General features: G+C 45.2%; 22 protein-coding genes. 4 read left to right on the top strand and 18 right to left on the bottom strand.

All coding sequences use genetic code 11. The features are described from left to right. Positions 1-101: 101 nt before the first annotated feature. From HMPREF0650_RS03300 to holA, 18 genes are all read right to left on the bottom strand, one after another. Positions 102-2027, bottom strand: a complete 1926-nt coding sequence (locus tag HMPREF0650_RS03300) for a heavy metal translocating P-type ATPase (protein ID WP_004348354.1) — start codon at positions 2025-2027, stop codon at positions 102-104. Positions 2028-2101: 74 nt separating this feature from the next. Then, entirely contained in the window at positions 2102-2311 is a 210-nt protein-coding gene (locus HMPREF0650_RS03295) for a heavy-metal-associated domain-containing protein (RefSeq protein WP_004348353.1), read from the bottom strand. Positions 2312-2402: 91 nt separating this feature from the next. Continuing rightward, positions 2403-3020, bottom strand: a complete 618-nt coding sequence (locus tag HMPREF0650_RS03290; protein WP_004348352.1) for a helix-turn-helix domain-containing protein — start codon at positions 3018-3020, stop codon at positions 2403-2405. Positions 3021-3616: 596 nt separating this feature from the next. Next, complete coding sequence (locus HMPREF0650_RS03280) at positions 3617-4990, bottom strand: MATE family efflux transporter (protein ID WP_004348351.1); 1374 nt, start codon at positions 4988-4990, stop codon at positions 3617-3619. Positions 4991-5120: 130 nt separating this feature from the next. Further along, on the bottom strand, positions 5121-5900 hold the full coding sequence (locus HMPREF0650_RS03275; RefSeq protein ID WP_040562316.1) for an SDR family NAD(P)-dependent oxidoreductase: 780 nt from the start codon (positions 5898-5900) through the stop codon (positions 5121-5123). Positions 5901-5974: 74 nt separating this feature from the next. After that, the gene (locus HMPREF0650_RS03270; protein ID WP_004348349.1) at positions 5975-7066 is read right to left on the bottom strand and encodes a UDP-N-acetyl glucosamine 2-epimerase; all 1092 of its coding nucleotides are present in this window, start codon (positions 7064-7066) and stop codon (positions 5975-5977) included. 186 nt (positions 7067-7252) lie between these two features. Then, positions 7253-8101, bottom strand: a complete 849-nt coding sequence (locus HMPREF0650_RS03265; RefSeq protein WP_004348348.1) for a hypothetical protein — start codon at positions 8099-8101, stop codon at positions 7253-7255. Further along, complete coding sequence (locus HMPREF0650_RS03260) at positions 8098-11763, bottom strand: ATP-binding protein (protein WP_004348347.1); 3666 nt, start codon at positions 11761-11763, stop codon at positions 8098-8100. The genes HMPREF0650_RS03265 and HMPREF0650_RS03260 overlap by 4 nt, the downstream gene beginning before the upstream one ends. Beyond that, positions 11747-12301: a condensin complex protein MksE gene (locus HMPREF0650_RS03255; RefSeq protein ID WP_004348346.1), complete on the bottom strand. Its 555-nt coding sequence runs from the start codon at positions 12299-12301 to the stop codon at positions 11747-11749. The genes HMPREF0650_RS03260 and HMPREF0650_RS03255 overlap by 17 nt, the downstream gene beginning before the upstream one ends. Then, positions 12301-13500 (bottom strand): hypothetical protein, encoded by a 1200-nt coding sequence (locus tag HMPREF0650_RS03250; protein ID WP_004348345.1) that lies wholly within the window; start codon positions 13498-13500, stop codon positions 12301-12303. Before HMPREF0650_RS03250 ends, HMPREF0650_RS03255 begins: the two co-directional genes overlap by 1 nt. Positions 13501-13899: 399 nt before the next feature. Continuing rightward, positions 13900-14850, bottom strand: coding sequence for an SPFH domain-containing protein (locus tag HMPREF0650_RS03245; protein WP_004348343.1), 951 nt, complete (start codon positions 14848-14850; stop codon positions 13900-13902). A gap of 32 nt (positions 14851-14882) precedes the next feature. Next, the gene (locus HMPREF0650_RS03240) at positions 14883-15335 is read right to left on the bottom strand and encodes an NfeD family protein (RefSeq protein WP_040562363.1); all 453 of its coding nucleotides are present in this window, start codon (positions 15333-15335) and stop codon (positions 14883-14885) included. A 489-nt stretch (positions 15336-15824) separates the two neighbouring features. Beyond that, positions 15825-16748, bottom strand: a complete 924-nt coding sequence (locus HMPREF0650_RS03235; RefSeq protein WP_004348341.1) for a M48 family metallopeptidase — start codon at positions 16746-16748, stop codon at positions 15825-15827. A gap of 207 nt (positions 16749-16955) precedes the next feature. After that, positions 16956-17282: a hypothetical protein gene (locus HMPREF0650_RS03230; protein WP_040562315.1), complete on the bottom strand. Its 327-nt coding sequence runs from the start codon at positions 17280-17282 to the stop codon at positions 16956-16958. Positions 17283-17347: 65 nt separating this feature from the next. Next, complete coding sequence (locus HMPREF0650_RS03225; RefSeq protein ID WP_004348340.1) at positions 17348-18259, bottom strand: dihydroorotate dehydrogenase; 912 nt, start codon at positions 18257-18259, stop codon at positions 17348-17350. Next, the gene (locus HMPREF0650_RS03220; protein ID WP_004348339.1) at positions 18247-19023 is read right to left on the bottom strand and encodes a dihydroorotate dehydrogenase electron transfer subunit; all 777 of its coding nucleotides are present in this window, start codon (positions 19021-19023) and stop codon (positions 18247-18249) included. Before HMPREF0650_RS03220 ends, HMPREF0650_RS03225 begins: the two co-directional genes overlap by 13 nt. A 351-nt stretch (positions 19024-19374) precedes the next feature. Beyond that, positions 19375-19842: a helix-turn-helix domain-containing protein gene (locus HMPREF0650_RS03215; protein ID WP_040562362.1), complete on the bottom strand. Its 468-nt coding sequence runs from the start codon at positions 19840-19842 to the stop codon at positions 19375-19377. A 991-nt stretch (positions 19843-20833) separates the two neighbouring features. Beyond that, a complete protein-coding gene (holA, locus tag HMPREF0650_RS03210; RefSeq protein WP_004348336.1) occupies positions 20834-21853 on the bottom strand; it encodes a DNA polymerase III subunit delta in 1020 nt (339 codons plus the stop codon). Between the two features lie 143 nt (positions 21854-21996). Between holA and HMPREF0650_RS03205 the strand changes: the two genes are divergently transcribed. From HMPREF0650_RS03205 to HMPREF0650_RS03195, 4 genes are all read left to right on the top strand, one after another. Next, positions 21997-22446 (top strand): type I restriction enzyme HsdR N-terminal domain-containing protein, encoded by a 450-nt coding sequence (locus HMPREF0650_RS03205; RefSeq protein WP_004348335.1) that lies wholly within the window; start codon positions 21997-21999, stop codon positions 22444-22446. Positions 22447-22600: 154 nt separating this feature from the next. Beyond that, entirely contained in the window at positions 22601-22756 is a 156-nt protein-coding gene (locus HMPREF0650_RS13015; protein ID WP_004348334.1) for a hypothetical protein, read from the top strand. A 611-nt stretch (positions 22757-23367) separates the two neighbouring features. Then, positions 23368-24627, top strand: a complete 1260-nt coding sequence (locus HMPREF0650_RS03200; protein WP_155813565.1) for a sialidase family protein — start codon at positions 23368-23370, stop codon at positions 24625-24627. A gap of 82 nt (positions 24628-24709) precedes the next feature. Next, the gene (locus HMPREF0650_RS03195) at positions 24710-25525 is read left to right on the top strand and encodes a TerB family tellurite resistance protein (protein ID WP_004348331.1); all 816 of its coding nucleotides are present in this window, start codon (positions 24710-24712) and stop codon (positions 25523-25525) included. The last annotated feature ends 347 nt before the right edge of the window (positions 25526-25872 follow it).

The raw sequence follows: 25872 nt of genomic DNA, 5'->3' as shown, positions 1-25872 counted from the left end.
TCAACGTTTACCCATCCTACCAACCGGTACAAGGGTAAACAAGAAGGCAGGGTCAACCACCAACAACCCCTTCTCTTTTCCCACTTGTTTGCACCTTTTAACTACTTCACATACTTTAATCGCAAGCTGTTGAGCACCACGCTCACACTCGAAAAGGCCATCAAAGCACTGGCCCACATGGGCGTGATTTGAAAGTTAAATCCGAAAAGATACAGCACACCGGCCGCCAAAGGAATGCAAACGATGTTGTAGATGAAGGCCCAAAAGAGATTCTGCCTAATCATCGACACCGTTTTTTTGCTCAAATGGATGGCCTGTGGCAAGCGCCGAAGGTCATCGCCCATCATCGTCACCTGCGCCACATCCATGGCCACGTCGGTTCCCCGCCCCATGGCAATGCTCACATCTGCCATCGCCAGGGCCTGCGTGTCATTGATACCGTCGCCCACCATGGCCACCTGCTTGCCCTCACGCTGCAACTTGCGTACCAAGTCTTCTTTATCCTGGGGCAACACCTTACTTTGATAATGGCGGATGCCCGCCTGCTGAGCCCAATAGTTGGCGGCCTCTTCCTTGTCGCCACTCATCATATAGACCTCCACCCCAGCCTCGTTTTGCAATTCGAGCATGGCCTCACGGGCATTCGGCTTCAGCGTTTCGCGTGCTTCAAGGGGCAAGTCATCGGCCTTGGTAAAATCGATTTGCTGATTCGGAATGGTCAGTGTGCCGGTCTTGTCGATGACCATGGCATTAACCTTACGCAGACTTTCCAGCGCTGTTGCGTCCTTGATGAGCACATTCTTCTCAGCCGCTTTCCCAATTCCCACCATCAATGCCGTAGGTGTTGCCAAGCCCATGGCACACGGACAGGCGATGACCAGCACCGAGACAGCCGACAGAATGGCTTGCGGAAGAGCCTCGTTGCCGCCAAGAAGCCACCAGAGCGCGAACGTCAACACGGCTACACCCATGACTACCGGCACAAACACCAAGGCCAACTTATCAACCACGCGCTGCACGGGGGCCTTGCTTCCCTGTGCCTGTTGCACCATTTGGATAATCTGAGCCAATGCCGTATGCTCGCCTATCTGTTGGGCTTTAAATCGAAGTTTGCCCTGCGAGATCACAGTTCCCGCCAATACCGATGCCCCAACCAGCTTCAAGGCCGGCGTGGGTTCGCCGGTTATCATGCTCTCATCAACATAAGCACCGTCTTCGAGCATAAAGCTGGTCGCCCAAGTCACCTCACCATCTACCGGCACTTTCTCACCCGCACGCACCTCCAGCACGTCACCGATCTTGACGGTAGACAGAGGGATGTCCTCCGTTTGCTCACCACTGACCAGATGAGCCGTCTTGGGAGACAAGCCCATGAGCTGGCGAATACTGCCGGCTGTGCTGTCCTTGGCCCTCTCTTCCAACAACCTGCCGGTGAGAACGAAGGTGATGATCATCACCGAGGCATCAAAATAAGTGTGCCACTCAATGCCTCTGCTGCCCCAAACACGCTCTCCATAAAAAGTGTTGAACGCACTGAAGACGAATGCAATGCCCGTGGAGAGTGCCACGAGCGTATCCATGTTGGCCGACTTTTGCAGCAACTGCTTCCAAGCAGATACGAAGAACCGGCGACCGCAGTAGACAAAGTTGGCCAATGCCAGCAGCATGGCCACTTGATTGGACACTTGGACTGCCCCCAATGAAATCCATCTCATCGAAACGGCCATGCACAACACGGCAAAAAGCCACGACAGCAGTGTCTTTCGCTTCAGTTGTCTGTACGCATTGCGCTCTATCTCTTCCACCGACCGGTCACTCTCTATCACGAGGTCATAGCCAATGGCATTGATTTCACGCTTCATCTGTTCGAGTGAAATCTCTTTTTCGTCGAATTCCACCAGCGCGCTTCTGCCTGGCAGACTGACTGACGCTGACTGGATGCCTGGCAGGGAATTGAGTTTCCGCTCCACATGGGCAGAGCAGGCAGCACATGCCATCCCCACCACCGGTATTGTTTTCTTAATCATTTTATGTTGTTATAGTTGATGAGTTTTTGAGTTCTTGAGTTTTTGAGTTGGTAAGTTTTCTAGTTGTTGAGTGATTACACCTGAAACTCGTAACCAGCCTCATCGACAGCCTTCTTCATGTTCGTTGGTTTTATCAACTCTTCATCATAAGTCACCGCAACCGTGTGATGAGTAAGGTCAACCTCAGCCGAATCTACGCCCTTGAGGCACGATAACGTGCGTTCTACCTTGGCTTTGCAGTGGTCGCAAGCCATTCGGTTTACTGTAAATGTTTTCTTTTCCATTGTTATATGTTTTAATTGAACACTGCAAAGATACAGCCTTGGTCCACAAAACGTGTTATGGAATTTTGGGAGAAAATTATAAAAAAGGATATCAGATGGTGTCCAATCCCTTACGCATGTTTTTCTTCAATGCCTTGAATTGCGAGGGTGTCATGCCCGTGATTTGCTTGAATTGGCTCGATAGATAAGCCACGCTCGAATAATTGAGTTTATAGGCTATCTCGGTGAGCGACAACTGGTCGTAGAAAATCAACTCCTTGACACGCTCAATGCGTTGTAGAATGAAATAACGCTCTATGGTGATGCCCGTAAACTCACTGAAAAGCTTGCTCAAACTGCTATATTCGCTGTGCAGCTGTTGTGCCAGATAGTCGGAGAGGTTGAGCTGGGAGCGGTTGTCATGATAATGAACCAGGTCGACAATGAGGGTTTTGATGCGGTCGATGGTTTGCTGCCGTTTGTCGTCAAGCAGTTCAAAGCCCAGCTGCTGCAACCCTTTTTCGAGTGTTTCCAACTGCTCTTTGCTGAGCTCATCAGCCAGTTTTACCACCCCCAACTCTACAGATTGAGGTGCGATACCCAGACTTTGCAGCAATTGTCGCACAGCCATGATGCAGCGGTCGCACACCATGTTCTTGATGTACAACACACTTCCGCCGGCAGATGCTCGTTTCTTATCGGCAGTAGATGGCTTTGCCTGATTCTTCATCTCTTTACTCCCTTTCCGTCAAACACCATGAAGTGCCATCTGCAAATGTAGTAAATAAGTCTGTAAACGCCATGCGTAGCGGTTGGATTTTTGGCCCGTTCTAACCAACTTTCAGTACAAGAAGGATGCCTACTCATGAAACAAAACCCATGGAAAAAATAAGAATCAAGTTTTTGGATGATGACGAATTTTCTTGACAACATGTCGTTAAATCCTGGCCGTATTTACAAACTATTGTGCCTCTCGTCGCAAATACGCCAAATATGAGCAAGTTTCACAAACCTCTGTATTTCAACATATTAAGATGACAACAGACTGTTATATATGGAATTTCTACGCTTTTTCAAGACAAAAGCATTGCATTTAATCACCAATTGACATGCTTTTGGCGTGCAACCACATGCGAATTGACTGCCAAAGCGAGGCTTCTAAGCGGACAAAAGCATGGTTATTGCTGAAAATACGGCTGACGATTCCCAAATAATCTCCTGCTTTGCATCCTCGCGACCTATTGTTTTTCTCCAGATGAAAGACTTTGAAAGGCCATTTTGAAGGCATATTTCAGTCAAAATACTGAACATTTTCGATCTTCAAACTCAACCTTTTTCACTACTTGGCGTACCAGCTTGTTGCGCCTGTCTCAACTCACTGAACGTCTTATATAATAGTGGTAGCGTAAGGAGTATTGAGCAGGCATCGCTGCAAGCCTGACTCATCATCACGCCTTGCAAGCCCAGAAAATGGGGCAGCACAACAATCAGCGGGATGAAGAACAGGCCACTGCGCGAGGCAGCCAGCAGGTTGGCGCGGAACGTCTTACGGATGGTCTGCATCAACATGCTGGCCGTCAGGAAGAGCGACATGACAGGCAGCGACACCAACTGCCAGCGCAAGGCCTGAGTGCCGATGCGGATGACCTCTGAATCGTTGCGGAACAACTCGACAATGGCATCCGAGAAAATCCATCCTAACACGGTGCAAATAAGCAAGAAGCAGGTTCCTATCCTCACCGTAAACCAGAACCCCTTCCGCACACGACCATAAAGGCGCGCGCCATAGCTGAACCCGCAGAACGGCTGGAAGCCATGTCCCAATCCAATGACAGAGGCCATGACAATCATTGTAAACCTATTGGCAATAGACATGGCTGCAACAGCTGCGTCACCATAGCGCGCAGCGGCCACATTGAGCAAGATGCTGGCCACGCTGGTGAGCCCCTGGCGTGACAGAGAAGGCGTTCCACCGGCCAGAATCTCCTTGATATAGATGCGCGAGGTGGAAAAATGACGAAAGCTAATGCGAATACTTCCGCCGTGACGGGTCATGCGCAGCAGCACCACAAAGCTGGCCAGTTGGCCGAAAACCGTGGCCAAAGCCGCTCCGGTGATGCCCCAGTCGAGCCAGAAAATAAGGATAGGATTAAGTCCAATGTTGACAATGGCGCCGGCAACGATGCCCCACATGGCGAACGACGCATTGCCTTGAAAACGCATCTGGTTGTTCAGGCACAGCGAACCGGTCATCAAAGGCGCACCAAGGAGTATGATGCTGAGGTATTTCTCTGTGTAAGGCAGGATGGTGGGCGTACTGCCAAGCCACACGGAGAGAGGCCTCAGCAAGAGAAGGCCAACCACCATGATGACCAATCCCGCCGCAAGAGCATAGAAAAAGCCCGTCGACGCCATGGCCTCAGCATTGTGATGCCGCTGCGCCCCGAGCTCACGGGCGATGTAGTTGCCCGACCCATTGCCAAAAAAGAAACTGAAAGCCTGGATAACGAACATCACAGAGAACACGATGCCCACGGCCGCGACGGCCTGAGTGTTGATTTTTCCCACGAAATAAGTGTCAGCCACATTGTACAAACTGGTAACCAGCATGCTGACAATCGTGGGCACAGCCATGGTTCCGATGACCCGATAAACGGGTCCTTGTGTTAAGAATGTATAGTTGTCTCTGTGTTGTTGCATACGAATCTCACGAATTGTGGTGCATGCCGGGTGTCATCACGGTATGCGTATCGTCCCGACGTTGCTACCCCGGCCTCATGCCTTAGATGGTAAAGGCATGGTTGCGACCTGCCCGCCGCCTGCCCTATGGTCAGGACAGTGACTCGTTTCGCGCGGCATTGCGACTGATGGTGGAGCCATTGGCCTGATGGGTGGCCAGCACAAGTACCTCGGCTATTTGCACATGTTGGGGTGCCTGTGCCGCATAAAGCACCACATCGGCAATGTCATCGCCCGTAAGTGGCTGGATGCCGTCATAGACATGGTCTGCGCGAGTCTGGTCGCCATGGAAGCGAGTAACGCTGAAGTTGGTTTGTACCAACCCCGGCTTAACTGTGGTGACGCGCACGGCAGTGTTGACAAGATCCACTCTCAGCCCGTCGCTCAACACCTTTACCGCTGCCTTGGTGGCACAATACACATTGCCGTTGGCATAGGCCGCGTCGCCAGCCACTGAACCTATATTGATAATATGCCCACGGTTGCGGGCCACCATGCCTGGCACAATCAATCTGGTCATCGTGAGTAATCCCTTGATATTGGTGTCTATCATCGTGTCCCAATCGTCGAAATTCCCTTCATATTCGGGCTCCAGTCCCAATGCCAGTCCGGCATTGTTGACCAACACGTCAACGTTGCGCCACTTTTCGTCGAGCGATTCCAAGGCCGCCGTAGCCGCCAAGCGGTCGCGCACGTCGAAGCAAAGGGTGACAACATCGACGTTAAGATGCGCCAACTCGGCGGTGAGCTGGTTCAAACGCACTTGGTTGCGACCGGTCAAGATAAGGCCGTAACCGTTTTTTGCAAACGCACGGGCACAAGCTTCACCTATTCCGCTTGTGGCACCTGTAATCAAAGCAATTTTATTCATAGCTGAAAAAACACGGCCTTGCTCCGTCCTGCGCATACGCAGGAATGCTGGCAAGACCTTTGTTGGTGATACGTTTATGGCTGTTCCAATAATATCTGTACGATACGCTCGGCACTTCTTCCGTCCCAGCGATCGGGAATGGCACATTTTTTCCACGCGCCATTCACCATATCTTCAACGGCCTTGCCCAACAAATGGGCATCTTCGCCAACCAAGACGTTGGAACCAACCTTGACCGTTTCAATATGTTCGGTGTAACTGTTGAGCGTGATGCAGGGAATGTTGTTGAACGTTGCCTCTTCGGCCACATTGCCGCTGTCGGTGATTACACCGCAAGCATGAGCGGTGAGATAGCCAAACTGCAAGTAAGAAAGTGGCTTTATCAGCTTGAATGTGGGATGATTTGCACCCAGAAGTTCAGCCACGACAGCTGCCGAACGACTGCGAAGCGGTGCCAACACCATCTTGTCGCCGGCTTTGTCGAGCATGGCATGGAGCATGTCTTTGAGGTTTGCCTTGTCTGCCAGCAAAGCTTTGCGGTTCAAAGTGAAAACAATGTAATCGCCTTCTCTAACTCCCAGCTCATCAAGCACGGCAGGACGTTGCAGCCTGCTGTGGTTGAAGCGCAACGTATCCATCAAGATATTGCCCACCATGTATATCTTCGACAACTCGGCACCCTCACGCGTAGCAGTGCTGTTGCTGCCCATGCCGGCCGTGAACAACAAGTCGCTCAACCCATCGATGACCAGTCTGTTGATTTCTTTGGGCATGTTGATGTCAAAACTTCGCGTGCCTGCGACCAGATGTGCCAAGGTGATGCCTTGCTTCTTCGTCACGATGGCCGTTGCCAACGTAGAGGCCAAGTCGTCCACAACAATCACGACATCAGTAGGTTGGGTCTGCAAATAATGTTCAAAACCAGCCATGACGAGTCCGGTGAGTTGGTTGAGATTCTCACAATCCACACCCAGATAGGTGTCTGGATAGGGCATTTGAAGATCTTCAAAAAGCGACTTCTCCAGAGTGGGATCGTCCTCTTTACCGGCATAAACCAATTGGTAAGAAATATCTCTACCAGCATCTGCCGCCTTTTGGATGGCCCTGATGATGGGTGCCACCTTGACAAAATTGGGCCGTGCGCCCGCTACGATACATATATTCATTATGCTATTTTTTTGCAAAGTTATACATTATTAATAGAACGGCCATACATTTAGACAGAAGAACTTGTCTTTTTGCCCAGACAGAAGCATATCTTGTGACTTCTGCCATGCTACTACCCCATCAGAAGACAACAGCGTTGTTCGATTTATTGATGCACTCTCCTTTCATGAGAGGCACGCATACGGTTATTCTTTTTGTATATATCCCTCTTGATCGTAACCTTTATGTGTGCGATGAATAAGGTCGACTAGAGGCTGTACCCGCTGATCCGTAACAACCATATCTTTGAATTTGTCGTATTGTGCATCGTATCTTTGTCCGCTACCGTGTTGCAAGCGTGTGGCTATGTCGGTGGGAATGAGGAACGAAGCACGCGAACCTAAATGCTTGTAATATTCGGACAAATAGATATGTATACCCGCCAAATCGAAATCACCAAAGTGAATATAAGGGTTAGGAATGGTTTTCAACCATTTTATCAAATCGCCCGATTGAGGATAACGTGATACAAACAACAGTCTGTTGTTAGGAAACAAATAACGCTGATGGGCTATCTGCACGAAGTTTTCCACATTCTCCATACCTATAACCGTTACGTCTGTAGGAATGACAAGCGAAGGATAATCATGGATAAAAGGCAACATGCCAGGTTGAAAACGAAGTGTTTGACGCACGCCCGACAGCTCTACCTCCAACGGTTCGTATCCGTTTACCAAAAAGCCCCTCATTGTTCGTTGCCTCAACAGCTTCGAATCTCCCGACAATGCCACCTGCCTACTCCGTTCGGTATCATGTTTCAGCTTCATATCCAGTATGGCCTGAACATCTCGCAAGTTGTATTTTTCTGCCAAATATTTTTGAAAATAGTCAATAGCAGCCACCTTATACGTCACCCTGCTGCCATGACTAATCGCGACAAGCACCCCGTCTTGCAGCATTTCGTTTATCCATTTACCCTTTAATTTACTGGCAGCAATCGTTTCGCCGGCAGCCAATGCGCATAGATTTTCCAATAGCGAACGTGTGATATTCATACTTTCATCGTAATAAGTGCTTTGACAAGCGTGTTTGATTTGTTATCTTTTGTGAGCAGATAAGTATACTTGTAATCGGATACCGCATACGATATAGGCGAACTATTCACCAAATAGATGTTGCGAACATTTGCAAATTTCAGTATTCCCCGCACGTTGTTGGGATGCAATTTACCAATCTCGTCCATCATACAATGCAAGGTAAAGTCGCCAAACTTTCTCGACACCTTTTCCTTAAACACGTTGATAAGCATGATGTTAACCATTGCTTTCACTAAAATATCCGTACCATCCGAACCCACATTCGATATTTTTTCTATCCAACCTGTGTCGTTATCGTTTTCTTTGATGCGGAATTGCAGTTTGAAGGTATCGCTCAAAACCAACCTACTTCTGTTCGGATTCTCGTTTAAGCACATCATAAATTCAAACAATCGTTTGGTGACCCCACTGTTGGTATCATCTCTTTGTTGTACAGATGAAAACAAATTCAGTTCGCCTATGTCGTAGGTATGCTCGTCATTAAAGGTTTTCATATCGTTGAGCAATATCATTAAGCGGTCGCTACTGGGCTGACTGCGCAAGGCAATTTCTTTAATCACGCCCGCAAAGTTACGCTCGTGGAAGTCGGCATTGATGTCGTTAATGATCTTTCCTATTTCACTGGCGTAGCTGTTAATGCTTCCCACCTCTTTTGATATGCGTTGCAAGATGTCGCCATATCTATTGCTAAGCCTCCTACTATATTCCTCTATTTTGTCATGATCTATAAAGTCGCACAAATTTTGTGCAAATGTCATATAGTCATCATCTGTGTTTAATTGGGTTTTAAAGGCGAAAGTGTTCTTAGTAGAGAAGTAGCTTTTAAACCGATCAACGTTTTGTTTTAACGCATCAGCCTTCCCAAGTTTATCATATAGGCTGTCTTTTAGTAATTGCAAAACCTGCTCTGTAGGATCTGTTGACGTCTTTGGCTTGACAGTTGTCCATTCAATAGAAGTTTTGTTCTCTATAGACAATTTGAAATTGTCAACCGCTGTCAACCCTTTTTCCAATTGCGTTTGTTCCGCTTCTTTATCTCTTATTTTTGTTTCAAACTGCAATTTCTGTTGTCCTAATCGGCTGCTTCTCAATCTAAATTTTTCATCCAACAGCGCCAAGTCATTTTCCAACTTCCTCTTTTGCTCTTTCTTTTTATCCTCTTCGGGCAACCATTCTTCTTTAAACGATAAATACTCGAAATATCGTTTGCGGTTGTTGTTAATAAAATCAAGCTCCTTTTCTAACGCTACCAGCTTATCGTTTATTTGTTGCAAAGCAGTTGTATTCACCCCTTGTCCAGCCAATTCATTGCTTTCTTGCATTTTTAACTGTTCGATCTGACTATTGATAGCGGTGGTTTTTTCTTGCGTTTCTTGTAGCAATTTTTCTATTTTGTTATCCGTGTCTTTACGTTTTGCATTGTTGGCAGATGCGGATTCTTGTTCAGAAGCTTTCAACTCCCGATACCGCTTGTTGCGCAATTTCTCTTTTTCTTGTTGGAAGGTAGATAGTTGTTCTTGCAGTTTACTGATTTGCAGGTCAATATTTTCTAATCGTTTTTGTTTTTCTTCCTCGTTTCGTTTATCCCAATTTTGCATTTTAACCTGTTCAACTTTTATCTGTTGAGCCGTTTGTAGCAAGTTGGCCTCTAACGTTTGGTGTGCCATACGCAGTTCTCTAATCTGTTTAGCATACCGATTTTCTATTTGTTGGATGTTCTCTTGAGTGGCAGTAGTACATTTATAAATACGCTTTTTGTTTTCTTCAATCTCTTGTTCAGCATCTTGTTTTTCAGCTTTCAAATCGTCTGGCGTACGGATTTCACGCTCTATTTGCGACAAATCCACATCAACTCCAAAGAGCGAATCATTGTGTTGACTGCTCAATTGTGGGTGCAGTTGGTTGTTATACAATACATGTTGTTCGTCAACCACCTTGCCAATCGTTTGTTGCCAGCCCTGCTTATGCGTAGACAGCCACTCATAAAACGATCCCTTGTACTGTGCAAGAAGCTCATCAAGTTTAGCTATTTGTTGAGCAAGCTTTTCATTCTTTTGTTCCAAGTCTTTCAGTTGAGCTTGCAATTCCTGCTCTATTTTTTGCCTTTCGGCTTCAGCTTCATGCCTCAGTTCATTGATCTTACTGCGATTTTGTTCCTTTTCAATTTCTGTTTTCCTATGCTGTTCATGGAGTTGATCTATTTTATTTTTACATTGTTCCAACTCGTTGGCGTACAAATGCGTATTCTGATATGTCGATCTTTTACTCTTTGCAGCCGCCAAATCAATGTTAGCAGTTTGTATTTTCTCATCAACAGTTTGGCTTTCAACATCAAAATGCTTATAAATCTCTTTATTCCGCTCCTCTTTTTGTTGTGTTATACGCTCCACTTCCCTGTTGTACACCGCTTGCAAAAGGTTTTTCTTTTCGTTATAAGTGGCTTCAATAGTACGAAGTTCTAATTGCAGTTTTTCTGTCAGTGCTGCGTATTTATCAGTAATACTCTTATGTTGCAGTGTTAGTTCTTCTTTATATCGTTTTTTATTCTCTATTTCGTTTTTTACAAAATCCTCTTTCTCAATTCTGTTAACCACAGACAAGATATCGCTTTGCTGGTAAAACTTTCTTTTATCAGCAATTTCTTTCAAACGAGCCTCTACCGCTCCCAACTCACGATTTTTACCATCCTTCTGTTTGTTGTACTTGCCGCTTTCTTCTGAAATCAGTCTGTTGATACGCGCAAACTCTTCTTTTAATTTTCCTAATTCTTGATATAACAAGGGCAAACGCTGCTCATCTCGTTGATAAGTATATACCAATTCGCTGATCAACTCTTTGATTTTAGCGGTAATCATCAATAAGTCATGATAAGCCTTCTCCACTTTATCGGCATCTCTTCGCACCGTAACCACCCCATGCTTGTCGGTTTTATACCACAAATGAACGTCGTTGTATTCTTGTTCAAACGCCGACACTTGACTTCTATAGTAAGCCAAATCAATAGAAATCTCGTCATCCGTCATCGAACTAATCATGGTGTTTTTGATGAATTCGGCATCCAGTTTCGTGTTCAGAAACACATTTTGAATGGTTCGTGGAATGTTTTGATACTTATTACTTTCGGCAATGGCATATTTGCGAAACTCGGGTTGCACCTCATGTCGGTTTCCAAATATAATGTCGCGATACTCCTCATACCTATCAATGATACGAGAGGTGTGTACCCCTTTGTCTATTTTTTGCTGTATGTGCATCCACTCGGTGTACACTTCACCTTGCTCGCTCATGAGCATCTCACGCCGATAAGCACAGTCGATATACCGAAAAGCCACCCTACCCCGATGCTTAAAGGCCAAGATGAAATACGCATTGGCATCTCTAACCACTTCGTAAACGATATAAGAGTTAGGGTAAGGAAAATAAAAAGCATCGAAAGACTGCTTTTCACGCGGAATACCCAACTTCAATTTGTCGGCGTTGTAGAAAAACAACAACGCTCGTAGCACCGTACTTTTACCGACACCTTGTGTTCCAACAAAGTGAACGTTGCCGTCTACCTTTACTTCTGCATACGGAATGTGTGCGCTGTTGATGAAAACTATCTTATTCAGGTATCTCATTCTTCACCTCCTCTGATATGGTTAAGCAGTCAACAAGTTCTTCCATGTAATGAAACGCATCTGTGACTACATACTGTTTCGTCACCTCACTAATAAGTTCGGCAAAGCCATTGTCGGTTAACTCTTTCATCAACCGCTCTATGATTTCCTGATGTGTGCTGTGCCTGCCACGAAACAATTGTTCAGCCTTCTCCTTCAACTCAATATCCGAACTCAATCTTACCTCGATGTCTGACGTCATGAATTCAAAGCCTGATGAAAAGGTACCGTTGTATGTTTTCAAGAAATCAAGAATGTCAATCCATTGTGCCATGCGCTCTAATTTGCGCTGCATATCGGCCTTACTCTCTTTTCTGCAAAAATAAAAATACCCATTACCTCCTTCTAACAAAAAGCCAATGCCAGCATAATAGTCGGCATACTCTTGTTGATGATCTTCCAACAAGTCGTAATAAGCTCTCATGTTTTGCGACGTGCTATTGCGTGAGATAAACATTCCCTTGCTTAATATGCTAAAAATTTCTTCGGTCTTTTTCATTATTTTGCCGGATAAATAAGTGGGTACTCTATGTTTTGAGTAGTTTCTGTTTGACTTGTAAAACGCAATTCGCTTTCGTATTGTGTGGCTATTTGGCAGAATAGCACCAGCTTTTCTTCGATGTTCAATTCTCTTTTATACGCATGGTTCATCACGAAAGCAAACAAATGGCTGCCTTGCGCTCTAAAGGCATTCATCATTTCTTGCTGGCTCACTACCGATATTCGTTCTTCCTGCTGCTGAATATAAGCCGCATCAATAGCTTCGGCAGCCGTTTGTTGCGCCTTGTTGGGCAACTTGATGCGTTGCATGACGTTTTGAAGAAGTTCTATCGCCCCATCTTCGTTGCGTAAATAGTTGATAGACAGTTTGAGCCTGTATCCCGCTTGTGGCTCTATCCACACAGGATTCGTCTGCCCCATCACCATTTTTACATTGGTATGCTCTTCCCAGGTTAGTTGATCTTTCAGGTATTTTATTTGCTGAATTTTCTTGAAAAGTTTATTTTGGTAGTCAATGAAATTCAGATAGCCAATAATTTGCCGATCAATCTCCAACAAATTGTGATAAACCTCGTTCAGCTGTAGTTTCACATCTGTCACCACGCTGCGCAACTGTACATCCATGGCTTGCGCAAAAAACACGGGTTGGCCTACGTCGATTACTTTCTCAACCTCCTTGATGAGCGTTGCAATGGTGTCGCGTTTCTCGTCCAAATGGATGAGCCTTGCTCGCTTGACAAGATAATTAGGTTCGTTTTTATACGTATTGTCCACATTTCGTTTCAGGTCTATCACGTTGCGAACAGTGGTAAGTGCTATGTTTTTCAGAATCTTTCTTACCTTTTTGTGATAGTCCATGCGGCGACGCTCATTATTCTCTTTCAGATAGTATTCAATATTCTCATTGAGCGTTGTGATATATTCTGCCACCGAAGCCGTGTTGATTTGTTCATTTACCTCTAACACTTCTTCAAAGAATTGCAGATACACGTCCTCCATTTCCAGGTAGTTGCCCGATTCGTGTATGATGCCATAGGCTATCAAAAACCTGATACGTTCTTCTTTATAGTCAACCAATTCGCGTGCATAGTCGGTCTTGAAAGAGAATGATTTGCGCTTGGCGAACATCTCACGCAGCAACGTCTTCTCTCTCCCCAATACTTTAATCAGCTCTTCTATGGAACGAAATGTTTTCATGTTCGGTTAAATGGTCTTATCGCCTATAGCTCAATTGGCGAGGCATAATGAGCAATGTACTTCTTTTTTTCACGATTTAGTGACTGTGTTTCTACATGGCTGAACGTTCGGTTGTGCGAAGGTGATATCCAAAAATACAGACTTACACAAAAAACGGCTTTTGATGACTGATGATAGAAAGAATAAAGTGCGTCATTATCTTTGTGGGAAAAATGCGTTCTTGAGGTGCTTCCACCCCCTCGCCCATCAATTTAACAACTGACTTGACACCCTCTTAAAATACGAAGAGGATTTGTTGCCTTTTCTCGCCCATTGTCAGAAAGACACGCTAAACATGAATGTGCTTACTGTTCTTAAGGCAAAGAAAAGGCAACTTCTTCTGTCTACGAAAGCGTTTTGCTATTCGGTCTTGAACAAATCCTTGATGCCTCCGATGCTGCCAAGCAGGTTGGTGGCCTCGTAAGGCAGGTAGACGGTCTTTGACTTGTCGCCCGAAGCCAGGTCCTGCATCATGGCGATGTACTTCTGAGCCAGGAGGTAATTGGCCGGATTGGTGCTTTGTCCCACGGCTTCAGTTATCTTCTGGATGGCGATGGCCTCGGCTTCGGCCTTGCGAATGCGGGCAGTGGCCTCACCCTCGGCAAAGAGAATGGCCTGCTGCTTGGTGGCCTCGGCGCGGTTGATGGTGCTGGTCTTCTCGCCTTCCGACTGCAAGATGGCCGCCTGCTTCTCACCCTCGCTGGTCAAGATGGTGGCACGCTTGTTGCGCTCGGCCTGCATCTGCTTCTCCATGGCCTGCAACACGCTCTCGGGGGGCGTGATGTCTTGAAGCTCCACACGGTTCACCTTGATGCCCCACTTGTTGGTGGCGTCGTCGAGAACGGCGCGCAACTTGGTGTTGATGGTGTCGCGCGAGGTGAGCGTCTGGTCCAGTTCCAGCTCGCCGATGATGTTACGCAGGGTGGTCTGCGTGAGCTTCTCGATGGCGTTGGGCAGGTTGTTGATTTCGTAAACGGCCTTGAACGGGTCCACAATTTGGAAATACAACAAGGCATTGATCTGCATCTGAATGTTGTCCTTGGTGATAACATTCTGCTTGTCAAAGTCGTACACCTGCTCGCGTAGATCGATGCTGGTGCTGTAGATGTAGCGGCCACGGTTGAGCGCCACGATGTTCTTGGCACGGTCGATAAACGGGATAATGACGTTGATGCCAGGACTGAGGGTAGCATAGTACTTGCCCAGGCGCTCTACAATTTTGGTTTCTGACTGTGGGATGATGATGATGGCTTGCTTGACGAAAATCAAAGCCAGTATAACAATCGCCACTAACACATAGGTTGCAATCATGATATGAAGTTTTTTAGTGAATAATTCATGCGTTACAGGCACCGCTCCACGGTGAGGATGATGCTGTCCATCTTGACCACGCGCACCCGCTCGCCCCGCTGGATGGTTTCCAAATCGGTGCTGACAGCCTTCCACACGTCGCCATCGATCTTGACATAGCCGCTGTGCTCGCCCGTGATGGGCTCTTCCACCGTGCCGGTTCGCCCGATGAGGGCCTCGGCATTGCTGACCCGGTTGTCGCCAGAGGCATGCAGGGCATGCACCAGTGGCGGGCGCACGAACACGAGGCTCAGCACCGAGCACACGGCGAAAATGATGATTTGGAGCCAGAGAGGCACGTCAAAGAGCGAGCTGACCATGGCACCCAGCGCGCCGATAGCGAAGCAGGTGACAAAGAAATCGCCCGACCCAAGCTCGATGATCAGGCAGAGCATGGCTACGATGGTCCAAACGAGCCATAAATGTTGTGAAATGTATTCAATCATCTGTATAAGGTTTTGGTAAACAACCACCGCCGCAGGTGGAGCCATCCGGAAATGTGGCGCACTGCAAGCAAACGGTGGCGAATTGCATTTCAATCCGCAACAAATTTATAGAAAATTCTTGAATTATACGCCTGTTGGGGCAAGAAAAATCGCTCTTTTTGTAGGTGGAAAATAAAAAAGATGATTGACCCACCAGGGAAGAAGCGTTCATCCTATATTGTGCGGACGGAAGGGCATTGACTTTGCCCGCCAAACTCAATGACATTGATGCCCAATATCAATGACTTTGGAGGGCAAAGTCAATGCTTTTTCCACGAAAGGTATAAACTACTGAAAATCAACATTATACATATTCACAAAATAGACGTCAGAAGGGGCGATCAGATAGTGGGGAACCGATGACGGACGGATGCCCCATCAGCTCATACAGGACAAGGCCTGGTAGGAGCTAACTATCCTACCAGGCCCTGTGAAAGATGGTCGATGCGGTTACTTCCCCGTGTTTTTGTAAAGGCCGGAGGCAGAAACCGTCTTTTGTCGGGATGACTGTTTCTTGTTGGTCAACTTCCTGCTCGTCTTTGGAGCGGGGGCTGCTGCGGCACCAGAGCCACCATTATAATATTGTAAAGCAGTAGGCATAAGACGCTGCAAAGCGGCAATGCGCTTAGCATCAGCAGGGTGAGTGCTGAACATGTCGCTCTGGTTTCCCTTGCCACTGGCCATGCGCTGCCAGAATGGGACGGCCACCCGAGGATCGTAACCGGCCATGGCGGCAAAGATAAGTCCCATGTTGTCGGCCTCCAACTCATGGTCGCGTGAATATTTCAGGTTGCGGAATTGCAATCCTTGTTGGGCCACCACCTGTGCAATCTGTGTGGTGGTATTTCCCACACCCAGTGCCCCGAGGGCGCCGCCAAGCACCTGCACGCCCAGATGATCCCTGATCTGCTTGCTCATCTGCTCGGCACTGTGACGGGCAACGGCATGCGCTATCTCGTGACCTACAACCACTGCCAGGGACGGTTCGTCCTGTGTATAGGGCAGAAGGCCTTCGTACACCACGATTTTACCACCGGGCATACAGAATGCGTTGGCCTGCTTGTCGGCGACAAGGTTGAACTCCCAGCTATAGTGCTGCAGCTCTTCGCTCAGTCCATGGCTGCTGAAATAGGTTTCAACGGCACGGGCCAACCGCTGTCCCACGCGCCTCACCATGGCCGTGTTGGCTGCATTGGACGACTTGGTAGCCGAAGCCATGTACTTGTCATATTCCTGTTTGCTCAAACTAAGCACCTGCTCATCCGAGACCATCAAATTCTGTTTGCGTCCCGTAATAGGCACGGTGCGCGTTGTTCCACATGCTACGAGCAATGCTGTAGCAAAGGTCAACAATAAAATTTTAGCTTTATTCATATCCTTGGTTTTATAAATTTCGATATTGCAAACTTACAAAAAAAAATGATACATGCGGACAATAGTTGATTATAATTTGAAATAATGCCGGGAAAGGGAAAGGTGGAGCTGAACCCAGTTGATGCCCTTGGTCTTATGTCAGCTTAAACATTATCAACGGCATAGGGCTCCTCAATCATGCCAACACAGGGTTGTTGCACCATTGGCTTATTCAGTCGTGTCTCTATTCATAACAACAATAACTTTCGTAGAACGATTGACTTTAATTGTCTGACTATGATCTATAAATCCTTTTTTGGAAAAACTAAATTTTGTGTCTATACCTCGGCTTGTTGTAGGTAGCATTATCATATACCTAAATCTTCCTAACGAATCTGTACGCATACGAAAATTCATCAGATTGTCTGAAATTAAAACACTATCTAAAGGAACATTATGGACATCCACCACAAGCCCTTCCAAACTTTGTACACTCTCGCATGAGCATAAAAAAGAAACAAAGACTATGCTGATTAATATACATTGTATTTTCATAGGAAATGTTTTTTAGAACCTATGCAGATTCAACAGATAAACGGGAAGCACAGGTTTTAGTCGGCTTAAACGTTCAATGCGCCAATGATTTCTGTCACCGAAGCACAGCCATGGTCATCAAGCCAGCGGTTCACACCATCACGAACGTGGATGGTAGCCATGGGATCGACAAAGTTGGCCGTGCCAATCTGGATAGCCGTGGCACCTGCCATGAAGAATTCGATGGCATCTTTCGCCGTAGAAATCCCTCCAAGTCCAATGACAGGAATATTGACAGCCTTGGCCACTTGCCATACCATGCGCAACGCTACTGGCTTTACAGCCGGCCCGCTCAGGCCACCTGTGGCAATGCTCAACACGGGTTTGCGCCGCTCTATGTCAATGGCCATGCCCATGAGCGTGTTGATAAGCGAAACGCTGTCGGCTCCTTCGGCCTCACAGGCTCGTGCTATTTCAGCCACATCGGTGACGTTGGGCGACAACTTGACGATGAGTGTCTTGTGATAAGCCCGTCGAACAGCCTTGACAACCGCTGCCGCTCCGGCACAAGTTACGCCAAAAGCCATGCCGCCCTCTTTAACATTAGGACAGGAGATATTAAGTTCGATGGCCGGAATCTTGTCCAGAGCATCGATACGGGCGGCACACTCGGCATAATCATCGGGCGTGTTTCCGCTGACATTGACAATCATGTGGGTGTCTATATCCTTAATCTTTGGATAGATTTCTGAGCAGAAATAGTCAACACCCTTATTCTGAAGTCCCACACAGTTGAGCATGCCATGCGGCGTTTCAGCCATTCGTGGATACTTATTTCCTTGACGAGGATGGAGTGTTGTACCCTTGACAATAATACCACCAAGCTGATTCAATGGCACTAAATCGGCAAATTCGAGACCATATCCGAAAGTACCCGAAGCGGTTAAGATTGGATTCTTAAACTCAATGTCATTTATTTTTACATTTAGAGCTGCCATAATAACTTCTTAATATTTAACACTGGACCTTCAGTACAGACACAGATATGCCCGTCTGTAGTATCTTCCACGCAACAAAGACAGGCTCCCAAACCGCACGCCATATCATTCTCTAACGAGACTTCGCATTCTATGTCGTTCTGCTTGGCATAGCGTGCCACGGACATCATCATGGGTTTGGGCCCACAGGTGGCAATACGGTCGAATTGTTTTTCCTTGAGAATGGAATGATTGGTTACATAACCTTTCTCGCCTTCTGAACCATCTTCCGTGGTGAGATATAGGTCACCAAGCTCATTAAACATGTCCTTTTCAAGCAATTCATCAGCGGTTCGCGCTCCTAATAAGAACGTAGGACGCACTCCCAGCTCCACCAATCGCTTTCCCAAGAAAAGCATTGGAGCGATTCCAACACCGCCTCCAACGAGCAAGACACGCTCATTGGTTGAACGTGGCATGGTAAAACTATTGCCCAGCGGCAACAGACAATTGACCTTCTCACCAGGTTTCTTTCGTACCAGATGACGGGTTCCTTCACCGATTGCGGCCACAAGCAATAATATCTCATTGCGTTCGTAATCCACCATGTTAACAGAAATGGGCCGACGCAAATAGGTTGTTGGCGAATCGTCAATATGAACCTGTACGAATTGGCCCGGATTCATCTCGGGTAAAGCCGATGAAGAACGCAATCGCATGAGCCAATGACGACCACTTAATTGCTCTGTTGCTTGTACAAGGAAATCTTCACAAATCTTTCTCATTGAACAATTTCGTTATAATAGTATTGAAATAGGAAGTCTTGGACAAATCTTAAACCGTGACATGCGAGGGTAATGATATTACATATAAACCTCGTTTGTCTAAACGTAGAATAAGCTCAGCTTTGAATAGACACCTATTTAAATTGAATAATCGTGAAACACATTATTATATTAAGTGCAAAGTTAGCACAAATAGAACACACTCACAAATGAAAGAAATAAATAAAAACGCCTATAACAGTAATCGTTCAACCTTTTAAAAGATTGAGCAAAATAGAAAAGCTTATTATGAGTATGGAATAACAATAAACCAATTGACTGAAATGGTTCAGTCAGTGCTACACAAAAAGCTTATTTTTTAGGCACAAAAGTCTCCCACGTTTGGTCATCATAGAAAACTCTTATTTCAGCAATCTTACGCGGATTATTGTCAATATATTTCGTATTGTTATTAGCGACTGGTTGAAGTTGATTACGTTGTTCTACAAAACTTAACTGCGGTTGAACTACATTACTCTCTGATGGAGTAGAAGGAGAGTCATCGAAGTTTAAAACAGATTCAGCTGAAGAAGCCGAAACTGTATGATTATCGATATCACCTGTATATTCATCCATAAACATAGGACCATTGCCATACAATAACCAATCTAAATTAATAGTTGGAAATTTTTTCTTGATAGCATCGATATGATTCAATGTCGGTTTTGTACGATCATTAAAAATGCTACTCAAAGAAGCAGGTGAAATATCCAATGCCTCAGCAAAAGTTTGCTGATTCATGTGCTGAGCATTCATCAATTGTTTTATTCGATCTTTCATTTTATCCGTCATTCAACATAAAATAGGCCAAAAAAGGCAATTCTCATTGACTTTACAAAGATAAACAATAAAAATCACAAAACAAACAAATCAATATCATATTTAGTATTCAATAGTTTGAATTTAGTTATTTATATTTATAAAACCGACATTAAAGGAATGTAATACAACAACTTTTCATATAGATATATGAATTACATCCATAAATCAAGGCTTTGTATAAATGTAGCAAAAAATTATAAAAAGCTGGGAATAAATGCATTATCGTTTATCATTCTACTGTATACAGGCTCTATTCCATGAAATTAAGTAGGAATCAATGGTTATATGTAGAAAATAGAAGAAGAAAAACATTATAACGATTGATTATCAATAACTTAAGGAAAGTTCTTGTTATTGTATATTTATAATTATTAAACATGAAATCTAAATATTTGCATTTTAATATTATTATTTCACATTGTGATTTATGTATATGTTTGTGGATTTAAGGAAAATACTCGATTTTAAATTCGTAATTATAAATTAAAAAGAACGCAATCTTTTATGGTTTTAAATCATAAAATTAGTTAACTATAAATTTATTGATGATTGAAAGATGAAAAATCGCCATAATTTCAATATTCTGAAACAAGGTACAGGGTGCGCTTAAATATGCGAATTATGAACACACTAAAATGCGAAGAACCTTGATTTCATCAGGGTTTAACGGCAAAAAACATGAAATATGAAAGTTTTATTCTAGACAAAAATAAGCTAAAATGAGGTCTATCTTTGGCAAAAAAGAGCCTTTTAAGCATGCGAAAAACCCTCTTTAGATGGAAATAGCTACCCTATTAGCGGCCAATTTGAAGTTATTAGGGGCCTATTTGAAGCTATTAGGGACCTATTTGAAATTATTAGAGGCCCATTTGAAGTTATAGAAGGTTTTTGAAGTTTATTTAGGAGGGATCCCGTTTGGTGCTATTTAGGACCTAAACGGGTATTTTTTTCAATGCAGGATATAAAAAATAAGCTCCTTCATGAGATCCCCTGTCGATGTGTAGGGATTGTTGATTCCTTTGCTTTTAGCATCAATTTCTCTAAACTTAGCAATGATCTGCATGGTTTTCTTACCTGAATAATTTTTCATTCCTGTGATATAATCACGCGCAGCCCACCCTCCTCTTAGATCCAAAAATTGTGCAACAGCATTCTCATTTTTGGAGGGAGCATAATAAGCAATCATCAGATTTTGAAAATAACTGAAGAGCAAAGGAAGAAAAGCATAGATAGACCCTGCTTTTGGATTATTGTCAAAATATTTGATTATCTGATTGGCTTTAAAAACATCTCGATTGACCAAGGCACTTCTCAGTTCGAAAGCATTGAAATCTTTGCTCACGCCAATTTGCTTTTCAATGACTTCAGGCACAACCACTCGATTGTCTTCCGGAAGTGAAATCAGCAATTTGTCCAGAACAGAAATCATCCGATTCAAATCGGATCCAATATGATCGGCAATCATTGCTGTCGACTTATAATCGATAGTCACATTTTTCTGTTTCAGATACGAAGCGATGAAAGAAGGCAGTTCTGACTCTCTCATCTTTTTACTTTCAAAAACTACACCTAAAGCTTCAGATCTTCCAATCAGTTTTTTTCGTCTGTCGATGGTGCCATTTTTGTGGCAAAGCACTAAGATTGTTGATTTAACAGGGTTTTTCAGATATTTTTCAATCACGTCAGTTCCACGCAAGTTTTGCGCTTCTTTCACGATGACGACCCGATATTCGGCCATCATTGGATATCCCTTTGCCAGATCTACAATCTGTGCTGCGTTGATGTCAGAACCAAAAACTATGTTTTGATTGAAGTCACGCTCTTCGGGTTGCAGGACGTTTTCGGCGATATAATCTGAAATTTTATCGATAAAATACGACTCCTCACCCATCAATATATAAATAGGTGAAAAATGACGTGCCTGAAGGTCACGCATGATAGAATCGTATGTAGGTCCTGTTTTAGCCATTATTACAAAAAACTTGGTACGAGATGAGCATGACAAAAAGCCATACAAATTGACACTCTGGTCATATTCTGCGTATTCTCCACCAGGTCTTTTTCTTTTCTTGTTTTTTTATTAACTTTGTATCTGAATGCAAAATTACTAAAATGTATCCATTAAACCTACCCCATTACCAAATAAAATTAGGCGGCACGAAAGACAAACCCACCATTTTCGACATTCTCCGCAAGAGATATGTCGCACTTACACCAGAAGAATGGGTGAGACAACATTTCATACATTATTTAATAGAGCACAAACACTATCCAGCCACCTTGTTAGCTAATGAAATACAACTCAACATGGCCGGCAAGACACTGCGAGCCGACAGTGTTCTGTACGATTCGCACCTGCGTCCCAGGATGATCATAGAATATAAGGCTCCATCCATCCCCATTACACAAAAGGTGTTCGACCAAATATCCACCTATAATTTACTGCTGCATGTCGACTATCTCATTGTCAGCAACGGCATTGATTCTTATTGCTGCAAAATGGATTATGAAAGTAAAAAATATTTATATTTAGACCATATTCCTGAGTACGAAAATATTTAACAAAACAGAACCTTTTTACGCTCATAAAACTGAAATTAAAAAGGAAGGAAATTGCTATTAAATTATAAATCGTGTAGGAGGTAAACACTAATCATTGGCGTTCACCTCCTACTCGATTACAGATCCAAGCCACCAGACGTCAATTTTCCATTCTTTGATTATCGCTCAAAAACAGCCCACACGCAGCCAAGTCATCACGAATGCACTTTTGACTTTCTCCTCGCTGAATGGCATTGCAGAGAACTTGGCCGTCCCTTCGGGCAACGGTGAGATACGTTTGCCAGAGAAACAAGCCAGCACGTTATCATAATGACGACGGCACGTAATTGAGAAACAAAACGTTTCATGAAATCTTCAGCCACATTTGTACATCATCATTCCCACCTATTTTGTAAGAAAAACATACATGTAAAACGGTACATGAAAACTGACGAAATAGAAAAAATTGATAGGCACGGACTCACCTAACATACATCTTTGGAAGCGTCAAAGTCGATTTTTTAATCTAAAAACACGACCTAAATGCGATAAAAGGCATCACTTGCGCTGTTATAACCATGCCATTGGTGAGCAAAGACTTACATATTGGAAGCCAAAGGCATACCTATTGGCATTCAAAAGCATTGTTATTGAGCAGCAATACAGGAGAGGACGATGAGAAAACGATGAGGAGATAGCGTATCAACCTTGTAATCAGCAACTTGCAAAAGTCGTTCATTTTGGGCATATTTGACGCTAGGGCGTGCATTGCTCACCTACAAACGAATTTTGAAGAGGTTATTGTAAAGAAAATTTCGAATCTTTCCGATTTTTTATTTTGCAGGAGTTTAGCGATGAAATCACTGCTGATTTCAAAAATTTTCCGTATATTTGCCAACATCAAACAATATTTGGAACACAATGAACAACAAGTATTTTACTATGCACACACATCACAACTACATCCATCAGTTAGTAGGCGCGCACCTTCGCACGGTCATCAGCATCGCCGTGCTCATGCTCTGCAGCAGCATCCGTGCCATCAATGAGACAGACAGTCGGCAGCGACTTTTCACTACGCCGGAAAAAGATGCCATCCCCTATCGCATCCCCGCCATCGCCACATGCAGCAACGGCGACTTAATCGCTGCGGCCGACTACCGTTATTGCGGCTCTGACATTGGCTTTGGAGCCGTGGACGTGGTCTATCGCACGAGTCGCGACAATGGCAAGACCTGGTCGGCAGAGAAGATGTTGGCCGACGGCCATGGCAACGAGGCTGATGTCAAGTGGGATTATGCCTTTGGCGACTGCGCCTTGGTGGCCGACAAAAAGAGCAGCGAGGTGCTGGCTGTTTGCGTGGCTGGCAAAACCGTATATTTCCAAGCAACACGCAACAACCCTAACCGTATTGCCATCTTCCGCAGTCATGACAACGGAAAGACCTGGGACAAGGGACACGAAATCACCGAACAGATATACCGCCTGTTCGACCAACGTGAGGCCGGCCCCATCCAGTCGCTGTTCTTCACATCGGGCAAAATACACCAAAGCCGCCACGTCAAGGTAGGCAAATACTATCGTCTGTACGTCGGTCTGTGCACCTTGTCAGGCAACTTCGTGCTCTACAGCGACGATTTTGGCCGGCAGTGGCACGTGTTGGGCGACATCAACACATCTCCCTGTCGCGACGGTGACGAGGTGAAATGCGAGGAACTGCCCGACGGCAGCCTCATACTCAGTTCACGTCACAACGGCCGACTGTTCAACGTCTTCACCTTCAGCAACCTTAAAAAGGCCGAAGGCTCGTGGGGACAACGCACCAAAGCGACTGCCTTCTCGGGCATTGAGAACGAGTGTAATGGTGAAATCTTGGTCGTCCCAGCCATTCGCAAAGCCGATGGCAAGAAAACGTTCGTAGCCATTCAGTCGGTTCCTTTTGGTCCACAGCGAACGCGCATCGGCTTTTTTTACAAAGATTTGGGCAAGAAACATCTCACATCCCAGCAGTTGGCTGACGGCTGGCAGCGAGGCATGATGGTAGCAACAGGCCTGGGAGCCTATTCTACCATGACGCTTCAGAAAGATGGAAGAATTGGATTTTTATGGGAGTCAGGCCCCACCATCTACAACATCGACTACCAAAGTTTGAAGCTTGAGAGCATCACAAACGGGAAATATCAACTCAAAGGGAAGTTCTGAAACGCACGAAAAGCCTGAAAAATAAAAAGAAATACAATGGCAGCACGCCATGCAAGCATGAATCAAAACAAACCAGAGAACAATGGCAGCAGGTAAATGGATAGGTGGAATACTAGGTTTCATGCAGGGAGGCCCACTAGGCGCACTCGCTGGATTTGCAATTGGATGGCTCTTCGATAGCGGCTTAGACACCTTCAGTGAAGGCGAATCGGGTGACGAATATCGACAACGTCAGGGCAACAGGTATGCACAATACAATCAACAGCAACGACAATACGCCGAAGGACAGCGCAACACGTTCCTCTTTTCCATCCTCGCATTGGCCTCGTATGTCATCCGAGCCGACGGCAAGGTGATGCATTCGGAGATGCAAACGGTGCGTAATTTTCTCAGACAGAACTTTGGTGAGGTGGCAGTGAAGCAGGGAGAGGAGATTCTTCTCAGGCTTTTCGAGCAACAAAAGCAAATGGGGTGGCAGCAGTTCAGCAACACCATCCGGCAAGCATGCATCCAAATTAGTTTCAATATGGGCTATTCTGAACGGTTGCAGCTGTTCAACTTCCTAGTGATTATCGCCCAAGCCGATGGCATGATTGTCAGTGAAGAGGTCAACGTTCTAAAAGAGATAGCCCAATATCTGGGACTTTCAGCTGCCGATGTTGACTCCATGCTCAACCTCAAAGACAGCTCTACAAACCTCGAAGCAGCCTACAGAGTACTGGGAATTGCCCCCTCAGCCACTAACGATGAAGTGAAAAAGGCTTACCGGCAGATGGCCTTGAAGCATCATCCCGACCGTGTTTCCACGCTGGGCAACGATGTGAAGAAGGCTGCCCAGAAGAAGTTTCAGGAAATCAACAACGCCAAAGACCTCATTTACAAAGCCCGCGGCATGTAGCCACACATCCCTTTCGCAGAGTGACACCACACGCTGAGGTATTATATCTAGGTGGGGTAAGGACGACAGCAGAAGAAGTAGGAGAAAGTACATCATAACCGTGTATGGCCATTTTGTACACTATGACTTTGTATGGGGGACGTGAATATGTAACCGGCGATTGCAAACGTGAGCGGTGGCGGTACCAAAATGAAATACTATAGGATTCTGCATGCCACAACGCAACAGGATTGATAAACAGCATACGATTATGAAGCTGGAGGAAAACACTATTCATAGAGTGGCTTTTCCTACCCCATTAGCCAATGAATCAGCTTGCATTGAGGATACAACCTAGATCACTTTAT

Source organism: Hoylesella buccalis ATCC 35310 (assembly GCF_000177075.1).
Taxonomy (GTDB): Bacteria; Bacteroidota; Bacteroidia; order Bacteroidales; family Bacteroidaceae; genus Prevotella; species Prevotella buccalis.
This window is presented reverse-complemented; position numbering and strand designations above follow the sequence as displayed.

What these genes read in the sequence shown, in the direction of transcription:
- HMPREF0650_RS03260 (WP_004348347.1), bottom strand. Translation starts at nt 11,763, where the DNA reads ATGAGATACCTGAATAAGATAGTTTTCATCAACAGCGCACACATTCCG.
- HMPREF0650_RS03235 (WP_004348341.1), bottom strand. Translation starts at nt 16,748, where the DNA reads ATGAATAAAGCTAAAATTTTATTGTTGACCTTTGCTACAGCATTGCTC.
- HMPREF0650_RS03250 (WP_004348345.1), bottom strand. Translation starts at nt 13,500, where the DNA reads ATGAAAACATTTCGTTCCATAGAAGAGCTGATTAAAGTATTGGGGAGA.
- HMPREF0650_RS03255 (WP_004348346.1), bottom strand. Translation starts at nt 12,301, where the DNA reads ATGAAAAAGACCGAAGAAATTTTTAGCATATTAAGCAAGGGAATGTTT.
- HMPREF0650_RS03215 (WP_040562362.1), bottom strand. Translation starts at nt 19,842, where the DNA reads ATGAAAGATCGAATAAAACAATTGATGAATGCTCAGCACATGAATCAG.
- HMPREF0650_RS03200 (WP_155813565.1), top strand. Translation starts at nt 23,368, where the DNA reads ATGCACACACATCACAACTACATCCATCAGTTAGTAGGCGCGCACCTT.
- holA (WP_004348336.1), bottom strand. Translation starts at nt 21,853, where the DNA reads ATGGCTAAAACAGGACCTACATACGATTCTATCATGCGTGACCTTCAG.
- HMPREF0650_RS03295 (WP_004348353.1), bottom strand. Translation starts at nt 2,311, where the DNA reads ATGGAAAAGAAAACATTTACAGTAAACCGAATGGCTTGCGACCACTGC.
- HMPREF0650_RS03290 (WP_004348352.1), bottom strand. Translation starts at nt 3,020, where the DNA reads ATGAAGAATCAGGCAAAGCCATCTACTGCCGATAAGAAACGAGCATCT.
- HMPREF0650_RS03270 (WP_004348349.1), bottom strand. Translation starts at nt 7,066, where the DNA reads ATGAATATATGTATCGTAGCGGGCGCACGGCCCAATTTTGTCAAGGTG.
- HMPREF0650_RS03225 (WP_004348340.1), bottom strand. Translation starts at nt 18,259, where the DNA reads ATGGCAGCTCTAAATGTAAAAATAAATGACATTGAGTTTAAGAATCCA.
- HMPREF0650_RS03300 (WP_004348354.1), bottom strand. Translation starts at nt 2,027, where the DNA reads ATGATTAAGAAAACAATACCGGTGGTGGGGATGGCATGTGCTGCCTGC.
- HMPREF0650_RS03245 (WP_004348343.1), bottom strand. Translation starts at nt 14,850, where the DNA reads ATGATTGCAACCTATGTGTTAGTGGCGATTGTTATACTGGCTTTGATT.
- HMPREF0650_RS03230 (WP_040562315.1), bottom strand. Translation starts at nt 17,282, where the DNA reads ATGAAAATACAATGTATATTAATCAGCATAGTCTTTGTTTCTTTTTTA.
- HMPREF0650_RS03220 (WP_004348339.1), bottom strand. Translation starts at nt 19,023, where the DNA reads ATGAGAAAGATTTGTGAAGATTTCCTTGTACAAGCAACAGAGCAATTA.
- HMPREF0650_RS03205 (WP_004348335.1), top strand. Translation starts at nt 21,997, where the DNA reads ATGTATCCATTAAACCTACCCCATTACCAAATAAAATTAGGCGGCACG.
- HMPREF0650_RS03240 (WP_040562363.1), bottom strand. Translation starts at nt 15,335, where the DNA reads ATGATTGAATACATTTCACAACATTTATGGCTCGTTTGGACCATCGTA.
- HMPREF0650_RS03275 (WP_040562316.1), bottom strand. Translation starts at nt 5,900, where the DNA reads ATGAATAAAATTGCTTTGATTACAGGTGCCACAAGCGGAATAGGTGAA.
- HMPREF0650_RS03195 (WP_004348331.1), top strand. Translation starts at nt 24,710, where the DNA reads ATGGCAGCAGGTAAATGGATAGGTGGAATACTAGGTTTCATGCAGGGA.
- HMPREF0650_RS03265 (WP_004348348.1), bottom strand. Translation starts at nt 8,101, where the DNA reads ATGAATATCACACGTTCGCTATTGGAAAATCTATGCGCATTGGCTGCC.
- HMPREF0650_RS03280 (WP_004348351.1), bottom strand. Translation starts at nt 4,990, where the DNA reads ATGCAACAACACAGAGACAACTATACATTCTTAACACAAGGACCCGTT.